Raw genomic sequence first — 17273 nt, 5'->3', positions numbered from 1 at the left:
AGCTTGACCGGCTTCGCAGGAGACAAAGACATATGAAAGCACGCGTGATCGTCACCCTGAAAAACGGTGTTCTCGATCCCCAGGGGAAAGCAATCGAGGGTGCACTTGATGGCCTCGGCTTTGGTGATGTCGGGTCGGTCCGTCAGGGCAAGGTGTTCGATGTCGAGCTCGCGGGAGCCGACGAGGATGCCGCAAGAAGCGAGCTTGAGCAGATGTGCGAAAAACTGCTCGCGAACACGGTCATAGAAAACTACGCGATCGAAATCGTGTGAATTCGGGATCCGGAGAATGGATGACGATGCCCGCAACGCCATTCGTTTCATGGCGATCAAGGCAGCAGTGTTCATCCTGATACCGGCCTTGGCGGCACTCATCGCCGTTCTTGTGATGCTCTAAATAAAATCGGGGTCGACCCATGAAAACCGCCGTTATCGTTTTCCCAGGTTCCAACCGTGACCGTGACATGTTCCATGCGTTGGAGCTGATCACGGGCTCAAAGCCCCAAAGTGTCTGGCACACCGAAAACACTCTGCCCGACGCGGATCTTGTGGTCGTCCCGGGCGGGTTTTCCTATGGAGACTATCTGCGCTCCGGAGCCATCGCCGCCCGTTCGCCGATCCTGAAGGATCTGGTCGCGAAGGCTGAGAGCGGTGTTTCGGTCCTCGGAGTGTGCAATGGTTTCCAGATCCTGACAGAAGCAGGCCTCCTGCCGGGCGCACTGATGCGCAATGCGGGTCTGACCTTCGTCTGCAAGGAAGTGAAAATGACGACGGTGAACAACGTCACGCGTTTCTCGTCGAAGTTCACTCAAGGTCAGGTCTGGCGCTGTCCGGTGGCACATCACGACGGCAACTATTTTGCCGACGAGACCACGCTCGCCAGGATCGAGGACAATGGCCAGGTCGTGTTCAGATACGCCGAGGGAACCAATCCCAACGGCTCGATCAATGACATCGCGGGCATCACGAACGCGAAAGGCAACGTTCTTGGAATGATGCCGCACCCGGAGAATCTGGTCGAACCGCTCAATGGCGGCCTTGACGGCCGCCTTCTGTTCGAGAGCCTCGTTGACAAGGCAGCCTGAATCGCAGCCCGCGGGAGGACGCCATGAAGGAACTCAAGCTCGACAAAGAGGTCAGGACGCGCCTGACCGCCCAGATCCAGAGATATCTCGATGATGAGCTGGACCTTGAGGTCGGCAACATGGACGCGGAGTTCCTGATCGATTTTCTGAGCGGCTCCCTCGGCGCGCATTTCTACAATCTCGGTCTGAAGGACGCGCAGGCGCTGTTTGCGCGCAAGGCCGATGATGTCACTGACGAGATCTACGCCATGGAGCGCAAGGTCGAGGATCGAAAGTAGTCCACTCAGGCAGCCTGATTGCGCTTTTGTTTCGGCGGATATCCGAAACGGCGGGAAAATGCGCGCGAAAATGCAGCCGGGCTTGAGAAGCCGCAAAGCGTTGCAACCGACTTCACTTGCCGTCCGGCCTCAAGCTCCGCCCGGGCGATGTCGAGCCGCCAGTTGGAAAGGTATCCCATCGGCGTTGCGCCGACCAGATCCTTGAAGGTAACCGCGAACTGCGTCCGCGACATGCCCGCCGTTTCGGCAAGCTTCTCCAATGTCCAGGTTTCCCCAGGCGCTTCGTGAATCGCAACAAGGGCTGCAGCAATACGCGGATGCGCCAATCCGTTCAGGAGACCCGTATCGGCCCTGCCCTCTTCCATGGCATGACGTAACAGACGGATCACGACGACCTCGCACAGACGCTGGAAGGCAGCCTGTCCGCCGCATCTTGGCATCGTCGCCTCTTCTATCAGCGGTGTCACGACCGCGGTCAGGTAAGGTTCTTCTGAAAGCGGCACCGAGATGCAGGCAGGCAGGGCGTTTATCAACTGCTTGCCGATGCCTGAAATGGTAATGTGCGCCGCGACCAATGGCGCTTCTCCCGCCAGGGGCGCGGTCTCGGGAAAAACCCGGGTTTCCTCGTCCTTCAATGGACAGAAAACCAGCCTGTGCGCACCGGCAGCGTCTGTAAAGATGACCAGATTTGCGACGCCGTTATTCGGTTCATCAATCAGCGCATTGGAGACCTGAACGCGCAGGCGATCGATGAGAGACGACAGCCGGTCGAGTTTTCCGCTGAATGATGTTCGATAGGCTATCGGCAATTTCGTACTCCTGATCATCTTTTCGGGATGTTTCATCGTCAAACGTTCGCTAATTTAAGCGCATCAAAAGGCAAATGTGAAGCCTTGCCCAATCAGTATGAGGAAAAAGATGCTTATCCCACGTCAGCAGGTTCCCGGCCTGACCGTAGAAACCCTAAACTCGGGCACATTTGATCTTGCACAGGACGCAGCGGACTTCGCCACGCTTGTCGTCTTTTATCGCGGCCTTCATTGCCCGATTTGTGCCACCTACCTGAAAGAACTCGGGCGCCTCACCCCCGATTTCGCAGCCAAGGGCGTCAAAACGGTCGCTATTTCATCCGACGAAAGGGATCGCGCCCAGCAGATGGCCGACAAGGTCGGCTTCGAGGGCCTTCGTTTCGGCTACGGGCTGCCTCTCACCGTTGCAAAGGAATGGGGTCTTTACGTCTCCACAAGCCGTGGCACGACATCCATCGGCATCGAGGAACCGGCTCTCTTCTCCGAGCCGGGCGTTTTCCTCGTAAAGGGTGACGGTTCACTCTACTTCGCTTCCGTTCAGACGATGCCGTTCGTGCGCCCGCATTTCCAGGAAATGATCGGCGCACTCGACTTCGTTCAAAAGAACGACTACCCGGCCCGCGGCGAATATACCGGCGCGGTCTGAGGGTCGTATCCCCGGGCCGGGATCCCACTTCCGACCCGGGGAACAGAAATGCCAGGTAAGGAAAAAATACTGGCTCAAGTATGAGCGCGCCGGATAACGCGTTGCGCGCCAATGCTCTCGCCATCAAAGTGTCCGTCACTGTCCCAGAACGGTCTCTCCGCTTCCCGGCGCGCAGCTTCCCATGTCAGATTGACGTCGTCCAATTCTCCGTCCGTCAATTCAAGCAATTGACGGCGTGTCCGGTACAATTGCGACCAGGACAGCAGTTTTCTGACCAAAACTCTGCCGAAATGGGTCTTCGTGCTTCGTTCTTGAAGAACTCCAGCCCTCATTGTTACCATTGAACTCATGATCTCACCTAATTTTGGGGCACAATCCGTGCATATTTTCAAAATTGTATCGGACCAATTATATGAATTGACTCCTCAGTGGGTGCAATATACTAAATTGTCACCATGACAAATTGGCACCCCAGCATCCCTGATGGTCAGGCCCCCATATACATTCGGCTTGCCGACTGCATTGGTGAGGACATCGCGACAGGAAAACTTGCAGCCGGCACCAAATTGCCGCCCCAACGCGATCTTGCTTATGATCTTGGCGTGACAGTCGGTACAATCGGCCGTGCCTACGCGGTTGTTAGGCAGCGCGGACTGGTCAGTGGCGAAGTTGGACGCGGCACATACGTTCTCGGCACAAACGAGGGTGAAATGCGCGACGCGCGCTTCGGTTCTCAAGACGACAGTCCTCAACCTCCTGGCACGGGCGCAGGCCAGGCGTCTTCATCCGAAATATCCTGGGTCCAAGGCGCAATGAAGACCCCCAAGGATGTTGCGTTTTCCGGAACGCGCATCACGGTCCCTGCGCCTGAAGCCATTCGTTTTGACAGCACATCTGCGCCGGACGTCGGACAGGCGCGGGCTATTCGCGACCTGACGGCCGAAATCGCCGATGACAGCCCGTATGACATCGCGAGCTATACACGATCCGTCCCTGACAGCTGGCGGCAGGCAGGACGCATCTGGCTGTCGCGCGGCAACTGGCAACCGCAATTGGGATCGATCGTCCCGACGACCGGTGCGCAGGCCGGGATCATGTCAATCATCGCGGCGACAACGGCCCCGGGAGACCAGGTCGCGTTCGAGGACCTCACCTACAGTTCGATTGCCCGTGGCTCGGCGCTTTCAGGACGCCGCCCCGTGCAGATCCAAAGCGACGACGAAGGGCCTTTGCCGGACGATCTAGCGCGCGTATGTGCACAGCGGCATCCGAAAATATTGTTCGTCATGCCGACAATGCACAATCCAACGACCAGGTTGATGGGGGCACAAAGACGCTCAGACCTGGTGGATGTCGCGCGCCGGCACAATCTCTGGATCATCGAAGATGAAGTTTACGGATCGCTGCGCACCACAGACATCGCACCATTTGCAGAAATTGCCCCCGAGCGCACGTTTCATGTAGGGTCGCTCTCCAAAGCAGTGACGGCGGGCGTGCGCGGTGGCTGGGTCTCGAGCCCGAATTCCCACGCACAGCGCATCTACACGGCGCATAAAATGATGACCGGTGGAGTATCCTTCCTGTTGTCAGAGCTGTCTTCCCGCCTCGTTTTGAGTGGGATTGCCGCGACATTGCGTGAACGCGTCCTCGACGAGATCGCGGCCCGCCATCAACTGGTCCAACAATTCATCAGCCCGTTCGAGCACGTTTCCTCGAAGGATGCCCCATTCTTCTGGCTAAAGGTTCCAGAGCCTTGGTTATCCGGAACATTCAAGGCCGCAGCTGCCGCCTTTCATACCCTTATCGACGATGAGGACGAGTTCAAATCCGGCCGCTCCGGCAAAGTCTATCACCATGTTCGCGTCGGCGTTACCAATCCGCTGACCCGCGAGGAAACGATCAAAGGGCTGGAAGTCCTCAGGAACCTGCTCGAAGACAGCGGCGCCGGCTACGACAGCTTCGAATAGGGAATGCTTTGTCCTCAACAGGCTCAAAGTGGCGCGCTACGGCAGTAAGCATCGCCAGCCCGAGCAGGAGAAGCTCTCGAGCGTCAGCCGCGGCCCGGTCCTCGATTTCCCTCGACAACCTCCCCGCCCAACGGGCGCATTGCACGTCCACGGACTGTACGTTAAGGATCACTTAAACTTTTAGTTATTTTGTCACTGTTTTTCTTTACAATCCCATCACAACCCATTACTCTACGCGAAGTTGTCTAGAAGACTTTATTTCCCAACTTACCTAAAGTAAAAATGTGTATAGCCATGGAATTGAATGATGACGTAATAGTCGTGTTTAAAAAAATACTTAATTCCCAAGGTACAAATTCGAATAGGCGCAGTTTCGCCATGCAAGCAGAAAATCATACTGATACGACAAAGGAGCTGACGGCCGAACGGTTACTGCTCCGGATCATGAAACTTGAACACACGGTCCAGGAACTTCGACAGGAAAGTTCTTTCAAGGACAAGGAAATCAGACGCCTCGAAGGTCAGATGCGTGATTGGCAGCAGGTAACACTGAAACTGCAGTCACGGGTAACCAAGCGGATCTGAAGCGCGCGCCTTCGGGTCGCGGCCGTTCAAAACGGGTTTTGTCGCCGACAGAACCCGCCTTGACCCGGCCGGAAACAAAGTTTGTTCGTTCCCCTCCCTTTTCCGGACGCAATCTGCTACACGGCGGCATCATTGCGCGACCGCGGCTACCCGAGCCACAGACGGCGGCCACAAAACACTGGAACGACATGATCCCGAACGACATCAAGATCACGCCCGACCTTATTGCGTCCCACGGTCTTAAGCCGGACGAATACGAACGCATCCTGGACCTGATCGGCCGTGAGCCGACCTTCACAGAACTCGGCATCTTTTCAGCGATGTGGAACGAGCACTGCTCGTACAAATCTTCAAAAAAATGGCTGAAAACCTTGCCGACAGAGGGCCCGCGCGTGCTGCAGGGCCCGGGTGAAAATGCAGGTGTCGTCGATATCGGCGACGGCCAGGCGGTTGTCTTCAAGATGGAAAGTCACAACCACCCCTCTTACATCGAACCTTACCAGGGTGCGGCGACGGGTGTCGGAGGCATCCTGCGCGACGTATTCACCATGGGTGCGCGCCCTGTCGCCGCCATGAACGCGCTGCGATTCGGTGACCCCGCGCATCCACGCACGCGTCACCTGGTCTCGGGCGTCGTGTCCGGGGTTGGTGGGTACGGTAACTCCTTCGGGGTCCCGACGGTCGGCGGCGAAGTCGAGTTCCACGCACGCTACAACGGCAACTGTCTTGTAAATGCGTTTGCGGCGGGTCTTGCAAACTCGGACGCAATTTTCCTGTCCGAGGCGAAAGGCATCGGCCTGCCGGTGGTCTATCTTGGTGCCAAGACCGGCCGGGACGGCGTCGGCGGAGCAACCATGGCCTCAGCCGAGTTTGACGACACGATCGAGGAGAAACGTCCGACGGTGCAGGTCGGCGACCCCTTCACCGAAAAGTGTCTCCTGGAAGCCTGCCTGGAACTGATGGAAACCGGCGCGGTCATAGCGATCCAGGACATGGGTGCGGCCGGCCTCACCTGTTCCGCTGTTGAAATGGGTGCAAAAGGCGACCTTGGTATCGACCTCGATCTCGACAAGGTGCCGGTGCGCGAAGAGCGTATGAGCGCCTACGAGATGATGCTGTCCGAAAGCCAGGAGCGCATGCTGATGGTCCTGCGCCCGGAAATGGAGCAGGAAGCCGAAGCGATCTTCCGCAAATGGGGCCTCGACTTTGCGATCGTCGGCGTCACCACCGACACGCTCCGTTTCGTCGTCAGACATCAGGGCGATGTGGTCGCGGATCTTCCAATCAAGGAGCTCGGAGACGAAGCGCCTGAATATGATCGCCCCTGGAATGAACCAGCAAAGCGCGCCGTTCTCGCCGCCTCCGATGTAGAAGAGCCGGCCGACTACGCAGAGGCGCTTAGGAAACTGGTCGGCAGCGCCAACGGGTCGTCCCGCCGGTGGGTTTATGAGCAGTATGACACGCTGATCCAGGGCAACAGTGCCGCAACGCCTGGCGGAGACGCCGGCGTTATCCGCGTCGCGGGAACACGCAAGGGGCTGTCGTTTTCTGTCGATGTCACGCCCCGGTATTGTGAAGCCGATCCTTATGAAGGCGGCAAACAGGCCGTGGCTGAGGTCTGGCGCAATCTGACCGCTGTAGGCTCCGAACCGCTCGCAGCAACCGACAATCTCAACTTCGGCAACCCGGAGAAGCCTGAAATCATGGGGCAGTTTGTCGGATGCATCAAAGGAATTGGCGAAGCCTGCAGCGCGCTCGATTTCCCGATCGTTTCCGGCAATGTGTCGCTTTACAACGAGACCCACGGTGAAGCGATCCTGCCAACCCCCGCCATTGGCGGTGTCGGTCTTCTGCCGGATGTCACGGTTCGCGCAGGCGCTGCGTTTGCTCGCGAAGGAGACACCATCCTTTTGATAGGCGGGCAGGGCAAGCATCTCGGAGCCACGCAATATCTTGCGGATGTACTCGGCCGTGAGGAAGGTGCACCTCCCCCCGTCGATCTTGCAGTAGAAAAGCGCCGAGGCACCATCGTGCGCCAGTTGATAGGGGCGGCACGGCTCAGCGGTGTTCACGACATTTCGTCCGGTGGCCTCGGTGTCGCCCTTGCCGAAATGGCCATTGCAAGCGGGATCGGCGCGACGGTCGAAGTTGACGGCCCCGCGCATGCGGCACTTTTCGGCGAAGACCAGGGCCGGTATGTCCTGACCGTTGCCGAGGACAAGCTTGACGCTGTCCTGGAAGACGTACTGGACGCCGGGATCGAGGTTCAACAAATCGGCAAAACCGGCGGTACGGATTTGACTGTTGAGGGCATACTCACCATATCCGTTGCAAACTTGCAAAAAGCGCACGAAGATTGGTTCCCGAACTACATGGCGGGCAGCTAACCTGCATGCCTTTCAGGAACTTAATATGAGGACTGACGTACGATGCCGATGAACGCAAACGAGATCGAGACCCTGATCAAAGAGGCGCTGCCCGATGCTCAGGTTGAGATCCGGGATTTGGCTGGCGACGGCGATCACTACGCGGCGAACGTGGTCTCGGAATCCTTCCGGGGCAAAAGCCGCGTACAGCAGCACCAGATGGTCTATGAAGCACTGAAGGGAAATATGGGCGGTGCGTTGCACGCTCTTGCACTTCAGACTAAGGCGCCGGATTGAGAGTGACGGACGAAACAAATCGCTCCACACTTTGTCCGGCCCCTTGAACTTCCACCGTGCTGAAACACATATGCTGACGAAGCAATAGGAAATTCGATGGTTTTGCTCCTCCTTACTGTTTTGACGATCATGCTGATCATGGAACTGCGTATCTGGAGAGCGTTTGCACTACTGATTTATCGCACGGGCCGCAGACTAAGCGCACCCGTGAAACACAAGGACACACATCCATGAGCATCCAGGACTGGATCAAGAACGAAGTCGACAGCAACGATGTGGTTTTGTTCATGAAGGGCACGCCGAACTTTCCGCAATGCGGTTTTTCGGGCCAGGTCATACAGATCCTCGACTATGTCGGCGCGCCTTACAAGGGCATCAATGTCCTGGAAGACGATGAATTGCGCCATGGAATCAAGGAATTCACCAACTGGCCGACAATCCCGCAACTCTATGTAAAAGGCGAGTTTGTCGGCGGCTGCGACATCATCCGCGAGATGTTCCAGAACCAGGAACTTCAGGGCCTTCTCACCGACAAAGGTATCGAGACAGCGCAGCAGCCTGCATAAGCTGATTCAGATTGTGAAGCGATCAATGCAAAGGGCGGATCTTCCGCCCTTTTTCGTGTTGTCACCTGCGCTGGCCCTGACGATTGACCGCACGTCCGCCCGACGCCTTCGAGAAAAGTACTGAGGCGCGCCGATTGCGTGGCTGACATTGAAAGAAACCTTCCGATGGCATGAAACCACCCTGGATTGCGCTTTATCCAACGTTAACTCGAATCAAATCAGGCCGAATTTGGGCAAGCGCTCGGAAAAACCAGACGAATCACCTAATATGAATGCTAGGTGAATGCGGATGTCAGAGTAAGTACAGGTGCGTTCCGCCATTCTCCGACCATATCACGGGGCCCAACACAATGACGGGCCGGGAAATGGGACCGGGGACAATGAACAAGTTTGCTGTTGCAACCACCTCCACTTTTGCACTGGCTTTGGCGGGCCTTGGATTCGCCGTATCGGGAAGTCCATCATCTGATAGCGAATTGCGGCGGGTCGACTGTCAGGCCATTACGATGTTCACACCAGCGCAAAGCAAAAGTGCCGAAGATCTTTGCGCCAATTACGGCGGCGTCGCGGAAAACGGATCCGAGCCAAGCAAATCCGGCCTCGTCATCCTTGTGCGCAATCAGCCTATGGGCGGCTTCCTGGGTGAAAACACGGTGCGCTGAACGCGTTCAAACCGTTTCGGCGCTATCGGTGTTTCTGGCGGTAATCGCGAATGCCTCGACAGATTCCGACACGTTGTGCAGGGTCAGGCTGCCCAGGCCTTCCACGGCATACCTTTCTTGATCTGCGACATCGCCCGAGGCGACAATTTCTTTTCCATGGGCTTTGCCATACTCCCCGAGCCGGGCGGCGATGTTCGCCGCGCTGCCGATCACGGTGAAATCAAGCCGCTCTTTTGATCCAACGTTGCCATAGGTCACATCGCCATAGGCGATACCTATGGCGCAGGAGAGCGTCAGATCATTCAGGTTTTCGTCGGGTATTGCCAGCGTTCGTACGATTTCTTTCGCGCTCTCAACCGCCTGCCGGCAGGCATGATCATGCCCCGATCCTGCCGGAAAAATCGCAAGAACGGCATCGCCGATAAACTTCAGCACCTCGCCTTCATGCGCGTTGACGATATCTGTTGCAGTTTCGAAAAACCTGTTCAAGACGGCAACATAGTCATCGCGTCCGAGTTCGGCTTCAAGACGCGTGGAGTGGCGCAGGTCGCAGAACAGGATCGCCGCGTCGATAATGTCTCCGTCGCCGCGCCGGATTTCTCCCCCCAGCACCCGCGCGCCGGTACGTTTTCCGAGATAGGTCTCAAGAAGCGACGTCGCGTTGGATGTCAGCGCGAAAACTTCGAACAATCTGCTGATAAGAGCAGAACATTCGAAAATCAAACCGAGATTGGCCGTCGTGAAGCCGGTTGGATGATCCGACGCCAGAGTCAGAACGTTGATCCGTCCATCGGAAAACGGCAGCGGCATCGCCACATAGTCGGTAACCCCCTGCTCCTTCAGGTCCTCCATGATCGGAAAGTTGAATTCGTTCGGATTGGTATCGAGTTTCTGGCGTACGCCGCCGAGCCCCTCGGCAACATGCTGAAAGGGGCTCTCCTTGAAAACCGGACTGTCCAGTATTTCATAGGAAGGATAGCGGCTCGTCACCTCGTCACTGTCACGGACCCAGATGCAGTTATGGCCCGCAATCATCGGATGAAGCGACCAGATGAGGATGCTCATCCGGCTGACCGCGACGCCGTCTTCAACGAGTTTTTTTCCCATTGCTGCAAGCAAATCCTGCGGCGTCTTCGCCAGCCAGGCTTCCCGCAGCAGCCAGTCAACGACCGGACCGGAGATATTGCCGGTCGGCATTTCCGCGATTTCGGCACCCTGGTGCTCGATCCGGGTCGCAACGCTCGGCATGAACGCATAGCATCCGTCGACGGCCTGGCCCTCCGGCAGCGCGTTGGGATAGTGCCACGCGCCATAGTCGATCACCTCCCCGTCCGCTTGAACATGCCTGTAGGAAGCCGTGCCCTTGAAGGGACAAAAGGTCTTGTGATCCGGCGCGGGAAGCAGGTTGGCAAGAATATCTTCGGAAGGAAAATAGACGACCGGTGGCAAGCGGGTTTCATACATCACCCGTGCCCTGGTCGAACGCGCGAGCAATTTCCCGTTCCGCCAGGCAGTCACCTCTCCTGACAACGGCTCTACAAGTATTCCGTAGTCATTTGATGTCTGTTGCACACGAATGGTCATGGCGAAGAGATAGGTGAGAGCAAAGACTCTGTCCAGACTTGAGGCTTTTGTGAAATCCGAATTTACCGCCGATTCCAGCCATTGCTAGTCTGAAAACCAGGCGTCCCACGCGTCCCAGTTGTCGACCAGATTGGCGATCATGGCATATCCGGTGCCATCACAATGCATCTTGTCACCCCGGGAGAGGCTGCTCATGTAATCGCGATTGGCAAGCAGCGGTGTTTGCAGATCGAAATAGGGCACCGAAAGTTGCTCTGCAACGGCCTTGAAGCGCTCGTTGAGTTCCTGGGCCCTTTTTTGCGTAAACGAAACCTCCAGTCCCTCACTCGGCTGCATGGGTGAACAGACTTCATTTGCCGGAGGCAACCCGACCCACAAGGTCGGATATAACGCAGAGACTTCACTCACAAGCGCTTCGGCCTCGGAAACGGAAACATCTTCCTCCACCTGCCGCCCCTTGCCGGTAACTTCGGCAATGTCGTTCATACCGAACTGGAGAACGACCCGGTTATCGGCTCCTTCCAGGAAACGGGCATCGCTTTCCTGTTTCCAACGCGTCCTGATTTCCGGTGTGGTTTCTCCGCGTATTCCAAGGTCATAAAACGACAACCGATAGTCCCAAGCGAAACGCCTCTCGCATAAACGCCCGATCCAGCCAAGGCAGCGCTCGTCGCCGGTCCCGTTAATATAACTGTCACCGACGAAGCAGATACGCAGGTCCCGCATGCAGTTCCTCCCGAACAATTTGCGATACCGTCGCGCTATTTTCGCGACAGGTCCAGTGCCTTGTTGCGGAACAGACCATGCAGGTTATTTTTGCTTTGACGGCGTCTGATCCAACGATTCTGTCCAAACACCGATATCCTTGTCTCAGAAAACGTCTTTCAAATGGCGGGGCTCAAGCGCTCCTGGCTCTCTTGTGTGACCGCCGAGATCACCAGAATTCCGTACCCGGAGCGCCTTTTGGCATCCCGCGAAGGTTTGGGGTAATCCAGCCGCCGTAAAACGTGCCGGCTTGGGGATCAACGCGTGTTTCGCCAACAAAACACGAATCCATTTTGGTCGCGTAAAATGCGAAACAGTCTCTGATACTGGAGAAAGAAGACACCGGTTTTTCGTAACACCAGGCAGCGCGTGACGCAGAGACTGATCCGGCCCTCAGGTCGAAATACCGCGCCACCCCTTTCCATTCGCAAAAACTGGTCCCGGGCACGGGAATAATGTCACATTCAACGTCTGCAAGCGGAATGTAGTAGGTCGGCGGGTGATGTGTTTCGAGAACGCGCACCGCATTGACTGTGTCAACGATCGTGAGCTGCGAAAGCTCTATTCTTATCCTTTGCGGAACAGCTTCCACGATCGGAGGCCGGGGATAGTCCTGGACGTTTTCGATTTCAAGCTCGGGAAACTCGAACGTCATTTGAACCTCGTCAGGACATAAGCGGCAGCGGCAATGAATGCAAAGGTTACGGTCATTGAAAGGCTACGAAGTGCCTTGAAACATGGCTTGTTCCGCGCTTCGCGTGCGCAGTCGTTCACCGGCATGAGCATTTGCCGGGTGGTCAAGATCGAAAACGCAAACGGGCCAAGATGCCGAAGGTTTCGTTGGCATTCGGCTAGGTTAGCGGTCTTCACCCGGCAGTAACGTGGCTCAGCCCGCGGCGGGCCAAGCCCCAGCATTACGATTGGTTTGGGGTCTGGCATATTCACAAAGACCGTCCTGCGTTCCCCATGAACCGCCTACGTAAATCCGGCGAGATTGGATGGCGGCATTGCGCCGCATACCTGTGCCTTCAGCGCAGACTTGGCCGAGCCCCGGGTTGTCACACGACCTGACGCACCTGCTCCAGGAATGCGCCCACCTCGTTGCGCAGAACGTTTCCTTTTTGTTGCAACTCGTCTGCGGCACCCAGCACCTGAGCCGTCCCGTCAAGCGTCTCGTTTGCCATTGCACTGATGGAACCAATGTTTGAACTGACTTCCATCGCCCCGCTGGACGCTTGATTGATGTTTCGGGCGATCTCTGATGTGGCAGCTCCCTGCTCCTCGACAGCTGCCGAAATCGCCGCCGCAATTTCGTTCACCTTGGAAATTGTTCCGCCAATCGAACGGATAAAGTCGACCGCCTGGCCGCTCGAGGACTGGATTTCCTTGATCTGCAGACCGATCTCTTCGGTCGCCTTTGCTGTCTGGCTGGCAAGTTCCTTGACTTCTGCTGCAACGACGGCAAAGCCCTTGCCCATCTCGCCGGCACGAGCCGCTTCGATCGTCGCATTCAGCGCCAGCAGGTTGGTCTGATTGGCAATGTCAGTGATCAGCGAGACAACCTGGCCGATTTTTTCCGAGGCGTCGGACAACCCGGTAATCCCCCTGTTCGCCTGCTCGACTTCATCCACTGCTTCACTGGCGATCCTGGCGGACTGGCTGACCTGTTGATTGATCTCGTTCACGGACTGGGTCATCTCTTCCGTTGCCGCGGCTACCGAACCGACGTTGGAAGACGCTTCCTCGGCATGGCCGGCCACCACTGATGCCTGATCGCTCATGGACGTTGACGTCTGGTTCATCGACTTGGCATTGACCTGCATCTGTTCGGCGGCTGCGCTGACGGATTCAACGACACTTGTCATCTGTGCTTCGAAATCACCAACCACGGCCCGGAACGAGGTCACACGGCCTTCCATCGCTTCCATCGCATGATTGATAGATTCGCTCGCCTCACCGAAGGAGCCCGTCATCCCGCGGACGGAAATGCGCCGGAAATACTTGTTTTGAGACACGTAATCGAGTGAAGCCTTTGTTTCGCGCACATAGGCGTCGGTACGGTCGATCATCCGGTTGATCGCATGAAGGAGCCGTCCGGCGTCTCCGGTTTCGGTGATATTCAGCACACGGGCTTCAAAATCACCTTCTGCAAAACGTTCGACAATCTCAAGGGCTTTCGTGACAGCCGATTTGTTGTTTCCAAGCATGATGTCCTCAACGGGTATGGAATAATTGAAAGGGATACGGACCGGTGTGGATCAAAGGCGGGCTATGAACTCGTCATAGGCAATGCCATTTTTGCTGAGGAAATCATCGATCAGCTGCTTGGAGGCTTGCAGGCCTTCCTTTCGATTTCCATGACGCTGTTCTTCCTTGAGCAGGTCGTCATAGAGCGGAAAAATAGCGTTTTCCAGAATGTCGCGATCAGGTACACGCCGGTTGGAATGATAGCCAAGTATCGATCCGGACCGGTCCCGGCTTGGAGTTACATGCGCCTGAACCCAATAATGGTCGCCGTTCTTGCACCGGTTTTTGACGTAAGCAAAAATTTCACGCCCACCCTGGATGAATTCCCAGAGCAGATCAAAAATACAACGCGGCATTTCGGGATGACGAATGATGCTGTGCGGATGGCCGACACATTCCTTTTCGGTGTAGCCCGCAATTCTCAAAAAGACGTCGTTGCAGTAAGTGATACGCCCCTTGAGGTCTGTTTTACTGACAATAAGCTCGTCTTCGCCAAAGAATTGCTCAACACCTGTTACAAGTACATCTCTAGACATATTTGCCCCCACAACGAAATAAACAGTCCAGACACCGAAGGCTCTCAGCAAATCAAAGAATAGAAGCTGCGAAACGAGAATAAAATTCGAAATGATTGATTAAAAAATGGAATACAATCAATAATTGTATCGCAAATTTCCCTCAATACACTTATTCCCCTTCGGAAATCTTGACTTCGTTATTAGACGCAGAAATATTTCTGAGATATTAATCCGTTAGAGAAAGTTATCAATCGGGACATGTTTTTGCGCGACATGTCAAACAAAACTACTTTTGATATAAAAACTGTCTAGCAAGCAACGAATGCTTGTATACGTATTACTACATACGCGGTTGGTGCTTACGTATCAATGCGCCGAAAAAGTCAGGTCTCACTTCCTAAAAGTAGCCGGGCTTGCTTGCTCAACCCTGTGGCGCAATCACCCTGTAATTGCCTTGAGTTCCAGGAAATCCTCCAGACCGAATTCGCCATATTCACGGCCGTTACCGGATTGTTTGTAGCCGCCGAATGGCACATCCCAGTCAGGACTTGCCCCGTTGATGTAAACGCTGCCCGCGCGCAGTTTTCTGGAAACGCGTTTAGCGCGTTCCGGATCGCCTGTCTGGATGTAAGCCGCGAGGCCATAAGGCGTGTCATTGGCCATGGAAACGGCTTCGTCCTCGGTTTCGAACGGGATCATGACGAGCACCGGCCCGAAAATCTCATTCCGCGCAATGGACATCTGGTTCGTGACATCTGCAAAAACGGTTGGTTTGACGAAATAACCCGTTTCAAATCCTTCCGGCTTGCCCGGACCGCCGGCTACGACCTGCGCACCATCGGCAACGCCCCTTTCGATATGACCCTGGATGCGCTCAAACTGCAGTTCGGAGATCACCGGCCCGATGTGATCCCCTGCGTCCTGCGGGTTGCCGACCTTTGTGTCGGGCGCAATCTTCTCCGCCAGTGCAACGACTTGCTCGTAGACACTGTTTTCAACGAGCAACCGCGTCGGGGCATCGCAGGACTGGCCGGTATTGGAAAAACAGCTTTCAAGCGAAAACCGCACAGCTGTCTCGAGATCGGCATCGGCAAAGAGCAGATTCGCGGATTTGCCACCAAGCTCCAACGCGACACGCTTCACAGTCGGCGCAGCGCTTTGCGAGACAGCGACCCCGGCACGGGTGGATCCGGTGAACGACATCATGTCGATATCCGGATGTGCGGACATGGCCGCTCCGACACCCGGACCATCGCCGTTGACCAGATTGAATACACCCGCAGGACATCCGGCCTCGTGCAGGATCTCCGCAAACAGCAAACCGGAAAGCGGGGCGATCTCGCTCGGCTTCAAGACCATGGTGCACCCCGCCGCCAGGGCCGGCGCAACCTTGGCGGTGATCTGGTTGATCGGCCAGTTCCAGGGCGTGATCAGACCGCAAACGCCGATTGGTTCATGGCGCAGCAAACTCCCACCACGTGGGCTTGGACGTTCAAATTCGTGCGCCTTCAGCGCCTCGAGCGTTGCCTGAAGGTGCCCGACGCCGGATGGCGTTTGTTGTGTCCGCGCAAAGTCGGCAGGCGCTCCCATCTCGAGACGGATCGCCTCGTCCATGTCGTCGGAGCGGCGCTCGTATATGTCGATGATGCGTTTCAGCAATCCGGCGCGGTCATCGACGCTCACTTCCGACCAGGAAACGAAGGCATTTTTTGCAGCCTCAACGGCCAGATCAACATCAGCAGCGCTTCCAATCGATATCACCGCAACAGCATTTTCCGTCGCAGGATCAATCACTGCCAGATCCCGTGTGGCAACCGGGTCTACCCATGCGCCACCGATATAGAACTGCCGCTTTTCAATCATCAACCCACTGCTTTCCGAATGCTCTGCCCAAACTGTGCGCCTCGACTCGGCACAACCTCATATCCGGCTTCTTCAGGCTCGTCGTCAAGCATTTCCGGAGGGAATCCCGGCGCTTGTATATTCAGGCCAGTCGCTTCCTCAAGGCGGCGAATGATGTTCGGGGAGAGCTCTCTTGGCCCAAACCGTTCAATCGCATCCGCAAAGAGGCTGTTCAGAAGCGGTGACACTTCGAGCGGCACATTATGCGCGTCTGCGATCGCCTGAAACAAACCGATGTCCTTGGCAACAAGATCCATCGTGAACGAGATATCCCGCGACCCGTTCAAGATCACCTGGCTTTCCGTTTCGTGGACGAAGGAATTGCCTGACGAAATGCGGATTGCCTCATAAGAGGTATTGAGATCGATGCCTGCGGCCTTGCACGTAACCAGGGCTTCTGCAAGCGACACGAGATTTGCCGTGGCGAGATAGTTGGTGACCACCTTGAGGATCGATGCCGACCCAATATCGCCGGTATGGAGAACGCGCCGCCCGAGCACCGTGAGCAATGGCAACGCCTTTTCAAAGGTTTCGCGGGTGCATCCGGCAAATATGGAGATGTTGCCTGTCGCAGCCCGGTGACATCCGCCCGATACTGGACATTCAATCGCTTCCGCACCACGGGCAATGACCTGATCTGCCAGACGCCGCGTTTCGCTTGCGTCGGTGGTGGACATTTCCGCCCAGATCGTGCCCGGACCTATGCCTTCCAGGATACCCTCGGGGCCTTCAACGACTGCCGAACACGCCGCTGGGCTTGGAAGGCAGGTAATGACAATGTCGCAGCTTGAAGCCAGCCGGCCCGGGTTTTCGCCACGATGAGCTCCCTGCGAAATGAAGTTTTGCATGAGATTCCGGTCGAGATCCAGAACACTCAGATCGTGTCCGTTCCGCAGGATGCTTCCGGCCAGTTTCCCGCCAACATTCCCGAGCCCGATAAAGCCGATATGCATTCCAAGCTCCTCCCCGAAGCACAATTGATCAAGTGGGTCAGTCT

The 17273-nt window shown here is 56.2% G+C and carries 21 protein-coding genes; 12 read left to right on the top strand and 9 right to left on the bottom strand.

Features of this window, described 5'->3' with window-relative positions; translation table 11 throughout:
* Positions 1–32 precede the first annotated feature (32 nt).
* From purS to Q0915_RS06060, 4 genes are read left to right on the top strand one after another with little or no spacing between them, the layout of a single operon-like run.
* Positions 33–272, top strand: a complete 240-nt coding sequence (gene purS, locus Q0915_RS06075) for a phosphoribosylformylglycinamidine synthase subunit PurS (RefSeq protein WP_299480758.1) — start codon at positions 33–35, stop codon at positions 270–272.
* A 16-nt stretch (positions 273–288) separates the two neighbouring features.
* The gene (locus Q0915_RS06070; RefSeq protein ID WP_299480755.1) at positions 289–396 is read left to right on the top strand and encodes a phosphoribosylformylglycinamidine synthase-associated small membrane protein; all 108 of its coding nucleotides are present in this window, start codon (positions 289–291) and stop codon (positions 394–396) included.
* Between the two features lie 19 nt (positions 397–415).
* Complete coding sequence (gene purQ / locus Q0915_RS06065) at positions 416–1084, top strand: phosphoribosylformylglycinamidine synthase subunit PurQ (RefSeq protein WP_299480752.1); 669 nt, start codon at positions 416–418, stop codon at positions 1082–1084.
* A 23-nt stretch (positions 1085–1107) separates the two neighbouring features.
* Positions 1108–1362 carry a DUF2164 domain-containing protein gene (locus tag Q0915_RS06060; protein ID WP_299480749.1) on the top strand — a complete coding sequence of 85 codons (255 nt, stop codon included), beginning with the start codon at positions 1108–1110 and terminating at the stop codon, positions 1360–1362.
* Positions 1363–1367: 5 nt separating this feature from the next.
* Here the strand turns inward: Q0915_RS06060 and Q0915_RS06055 are convergent, their stop codons facing one another.
* Positions 1368–2171: an AraC family transcriptional regulator gene (locus Q0915_RS06055; protein ID WP_299480746.1), complete on the bottom strand. Its 804-nt coding sequence runs from the start codon at positions 2169–2171 to the stop codon at positions 1368–1370.
* Positions 2172–2280: 109 nt separating this feature from the next.
* Between Q0915_RS06055 and Q0915_RS06050 the strand changes: the two genes are divergently transcribed.
* Entirely contained in the window at positions 2281–2817 is a 537-nt protein-coding gene (locus Q0915_RS06050) for a peroxiredoxin-like family protein (protein WP_299480743.1), read from the top strand.
* Positions 2818–2891: 74 nt separating this feature from the next.
* On the opposite strand, the gene Q0915_RS06045 is transcribed toward Q0915_RS06050, so the two are convergent.
* The gene (locus Q0915_RS06045; RefSeq protein WP_299480740.1) at positions 2892–3167 is read right to left on the bottom strand and encodes a DUF1127 domain-containing protein; all 276 of its coding nucleotides are present in this window, start codon (positions 3165–3167) and stop codon (positions 2892–2894) included.
* A 105-nt stretch (positions 3168–3272) separates the two neighbouring features.
* Between Q0915_RS06045 and Q0915_RS06040 the strand changes: the two genes are divergently transcribed.
* From Q0915_RS06040 to Q0915_RS06010, 7 genes are all read left to right on the top strand, one after another.
* Complete coding sequence (locus Q0915_RS06040) at positions 3273–4784, top strand: PLP-dependent aminotransferase family protein (RefSeq protein ID WP_299480737.1); 1512 nt, start codon at positions 3273–3275, stop codon at positions 4782–4784.
* Positions 4785–5162: 378 nt separating this feature from the next.
* Positions 5163–5369, top strand: coding sequence for a hypothetical protein (locus tag Q0915_RS06035; RefSeq protein ID WP_299480734.1), 207 nt, complete (start codon positions 5163–5165; stop codon positions 5367–5369).
* 188 nt (positions 5370–5557) lie between these two features.
* Positions 5558–7756: a phosphoribosylformylglycinamidine synthase subunit PurL gene (gene purL, locus Q0915_RS06030; RefSeq protein ID WP_299480731.1), complete on the top strand. Its 2199-nt coding sequence runs from the start codon at positions 5558–5560 to the stop codon at positions 7754–7756.
* A gap of 42 nt (positions 7757–7798) precedes the next feature.
* On the top strand, positions 7799–8032 hold the full coding sequence (locus Q0915_RS06025) for a BolA family protein (protein WP_008196307.1): 234 nt from the start codon (positions 7799–7801) through the stop codon (positions 8030–8032).
* 96 nt (positions 8033–8128) lie between these two features.
* A complete protein-coding gene (locus Q0915_RS06020) occupies positions 8129–8266 on the top strand; it encodes a hypothetical protein (RefSeq protein WP_299480720.1) in 138 nt (45 codons plus the stop codon).
* On the top strand, positions 8263–8598 hold the full coding sequence (gene grxD / locus Q0915_RS06015) for a Grx4 family monothiol glutaredoxin (protein WP_299480717.1): 336 nt from the start codon (positions 8263–8265) through the stop codon (positions 8596–8598). Before Q0915_RS06020 ends, grxD begins: the two co-directional genes overlap by 4 nt.
* A gap of 380 nt (positions 8599–8978) precedes the next feature.
* Positions 8979–9260: an antitermination protein gene (locus tag Q0915_RS06010; protein ID WP_299480715.1), complete on the top strand. Its 282-nt coding sequence runs from the start codon at positions 8979–8981 to the stop codon at positions 9258–9260.
* Positions 9261–9266: 6 nt separating this feature from the next.
* Here the strand turns inward: Q0915_RS06010 and Q0915_RS06005 are convergent, their stop codons facing one another.
* The 7 genes from Q0915_RS06005 to Q0915_RS05975 form a co-directional block, all read right to left on the bottom strand.
* A complete protein-coding gene (locus Q0915_RS06005) occupies positions 9267–10844 on the bottom strand; it encodes a DUF427 domain-containing protein (RefSeq protein WP_299480712.1) in 1578 nt (525 codons plus the stop codon).
* Positions 10845–10928: 84 nt separating this feature from the next.
* Positions 10929–11570 carry a GDSL-type esterase/lipase family protein gene (locus Q0915_RS06000; protein ID WP_299480709.1) on the bottom strand — a complete coding sequence of 214 codons (642 nt, stop codon included), beginning with the start codon at positions 11568–11570 and terminating at the stop codon, positions 10929–10931.
* 208 nt (positions 11571–11778) lie between these two features.
* Positions 11779–12264: a DUF427 domain-containing protein gene (locus Q0915_RS05995; RefSeq protein ID WP_299480707.1), complete on the bottom strand. Its 486-nt coding sequence runs from the start codon at positions 12262–12264 to the stop codon at positions 11779–11781.
* A gap of 403 nt (positions 12265–12667) precedes the next feature.
* Positions 12668–13816: a methyl-accepting chemotaxis protein gene (locus Q0915_RS05990; RefSeq protein WP_299480704.1), complete on the bottom strand. Its 1149-nt coding sequence runs from the start codon at positions 13814–13816 to the stop codon at positions 12668–12670.
* A 51-nt stretch (positions 13817–13867) separates the two neighbouring features.
* A complete protein-coding gene (locus Q0915_RS05985) occupies positions 13868–14392 on the bottom strand; it encodes a PAS domain-containing protein (RefSeq protein ID WP_299480701.1) in 525 nt (174 codons plus the stop codon).
* 420 nt (positions 14393–14812) lie between these two features.
* The gene (locus Q0915_RS05980) at positions 14813–16237 is read right to left on the bottom strand and encodes an aldehyde dehydrogenase family protein (RefSeq protein ID WP_299480698.1); all 1425 of its coding nucleotides are present in this window, start codon (positions 16235–16237) and stop codon (positions 14813–14815) included.
* Positions 16237–17229 carry an NAD(P)-dependent oxidoreductase gene (locus Q0915_RS05975; RefSeq protein WP_299480695.1) on the bottom strand — a complete coding sequence of 331 codons (993 nt, stop codon included), beginning with the start codon at positions 17227–17229 and terminating at the stop codon, positions 16237–16239. Before Q0915_RS05975 ends, Q0915_RS05980 begins: the two co-directional genes overlap by 1 nt.
* Between the last annotated feature and the right edge of the window lie 44 nt (positions 17230–17273).

The organism is uncultured Roseibium sp. (assembly GCF_947494555.1).
GTDB lineage: Bacteria > Pseudomonadota > Alphaproteobacteria > Rhizobiales > Stappiaceae > Roseibium.
This window is presented reverse-complemented; position numbering and strand designations above follow the sequence as displayed.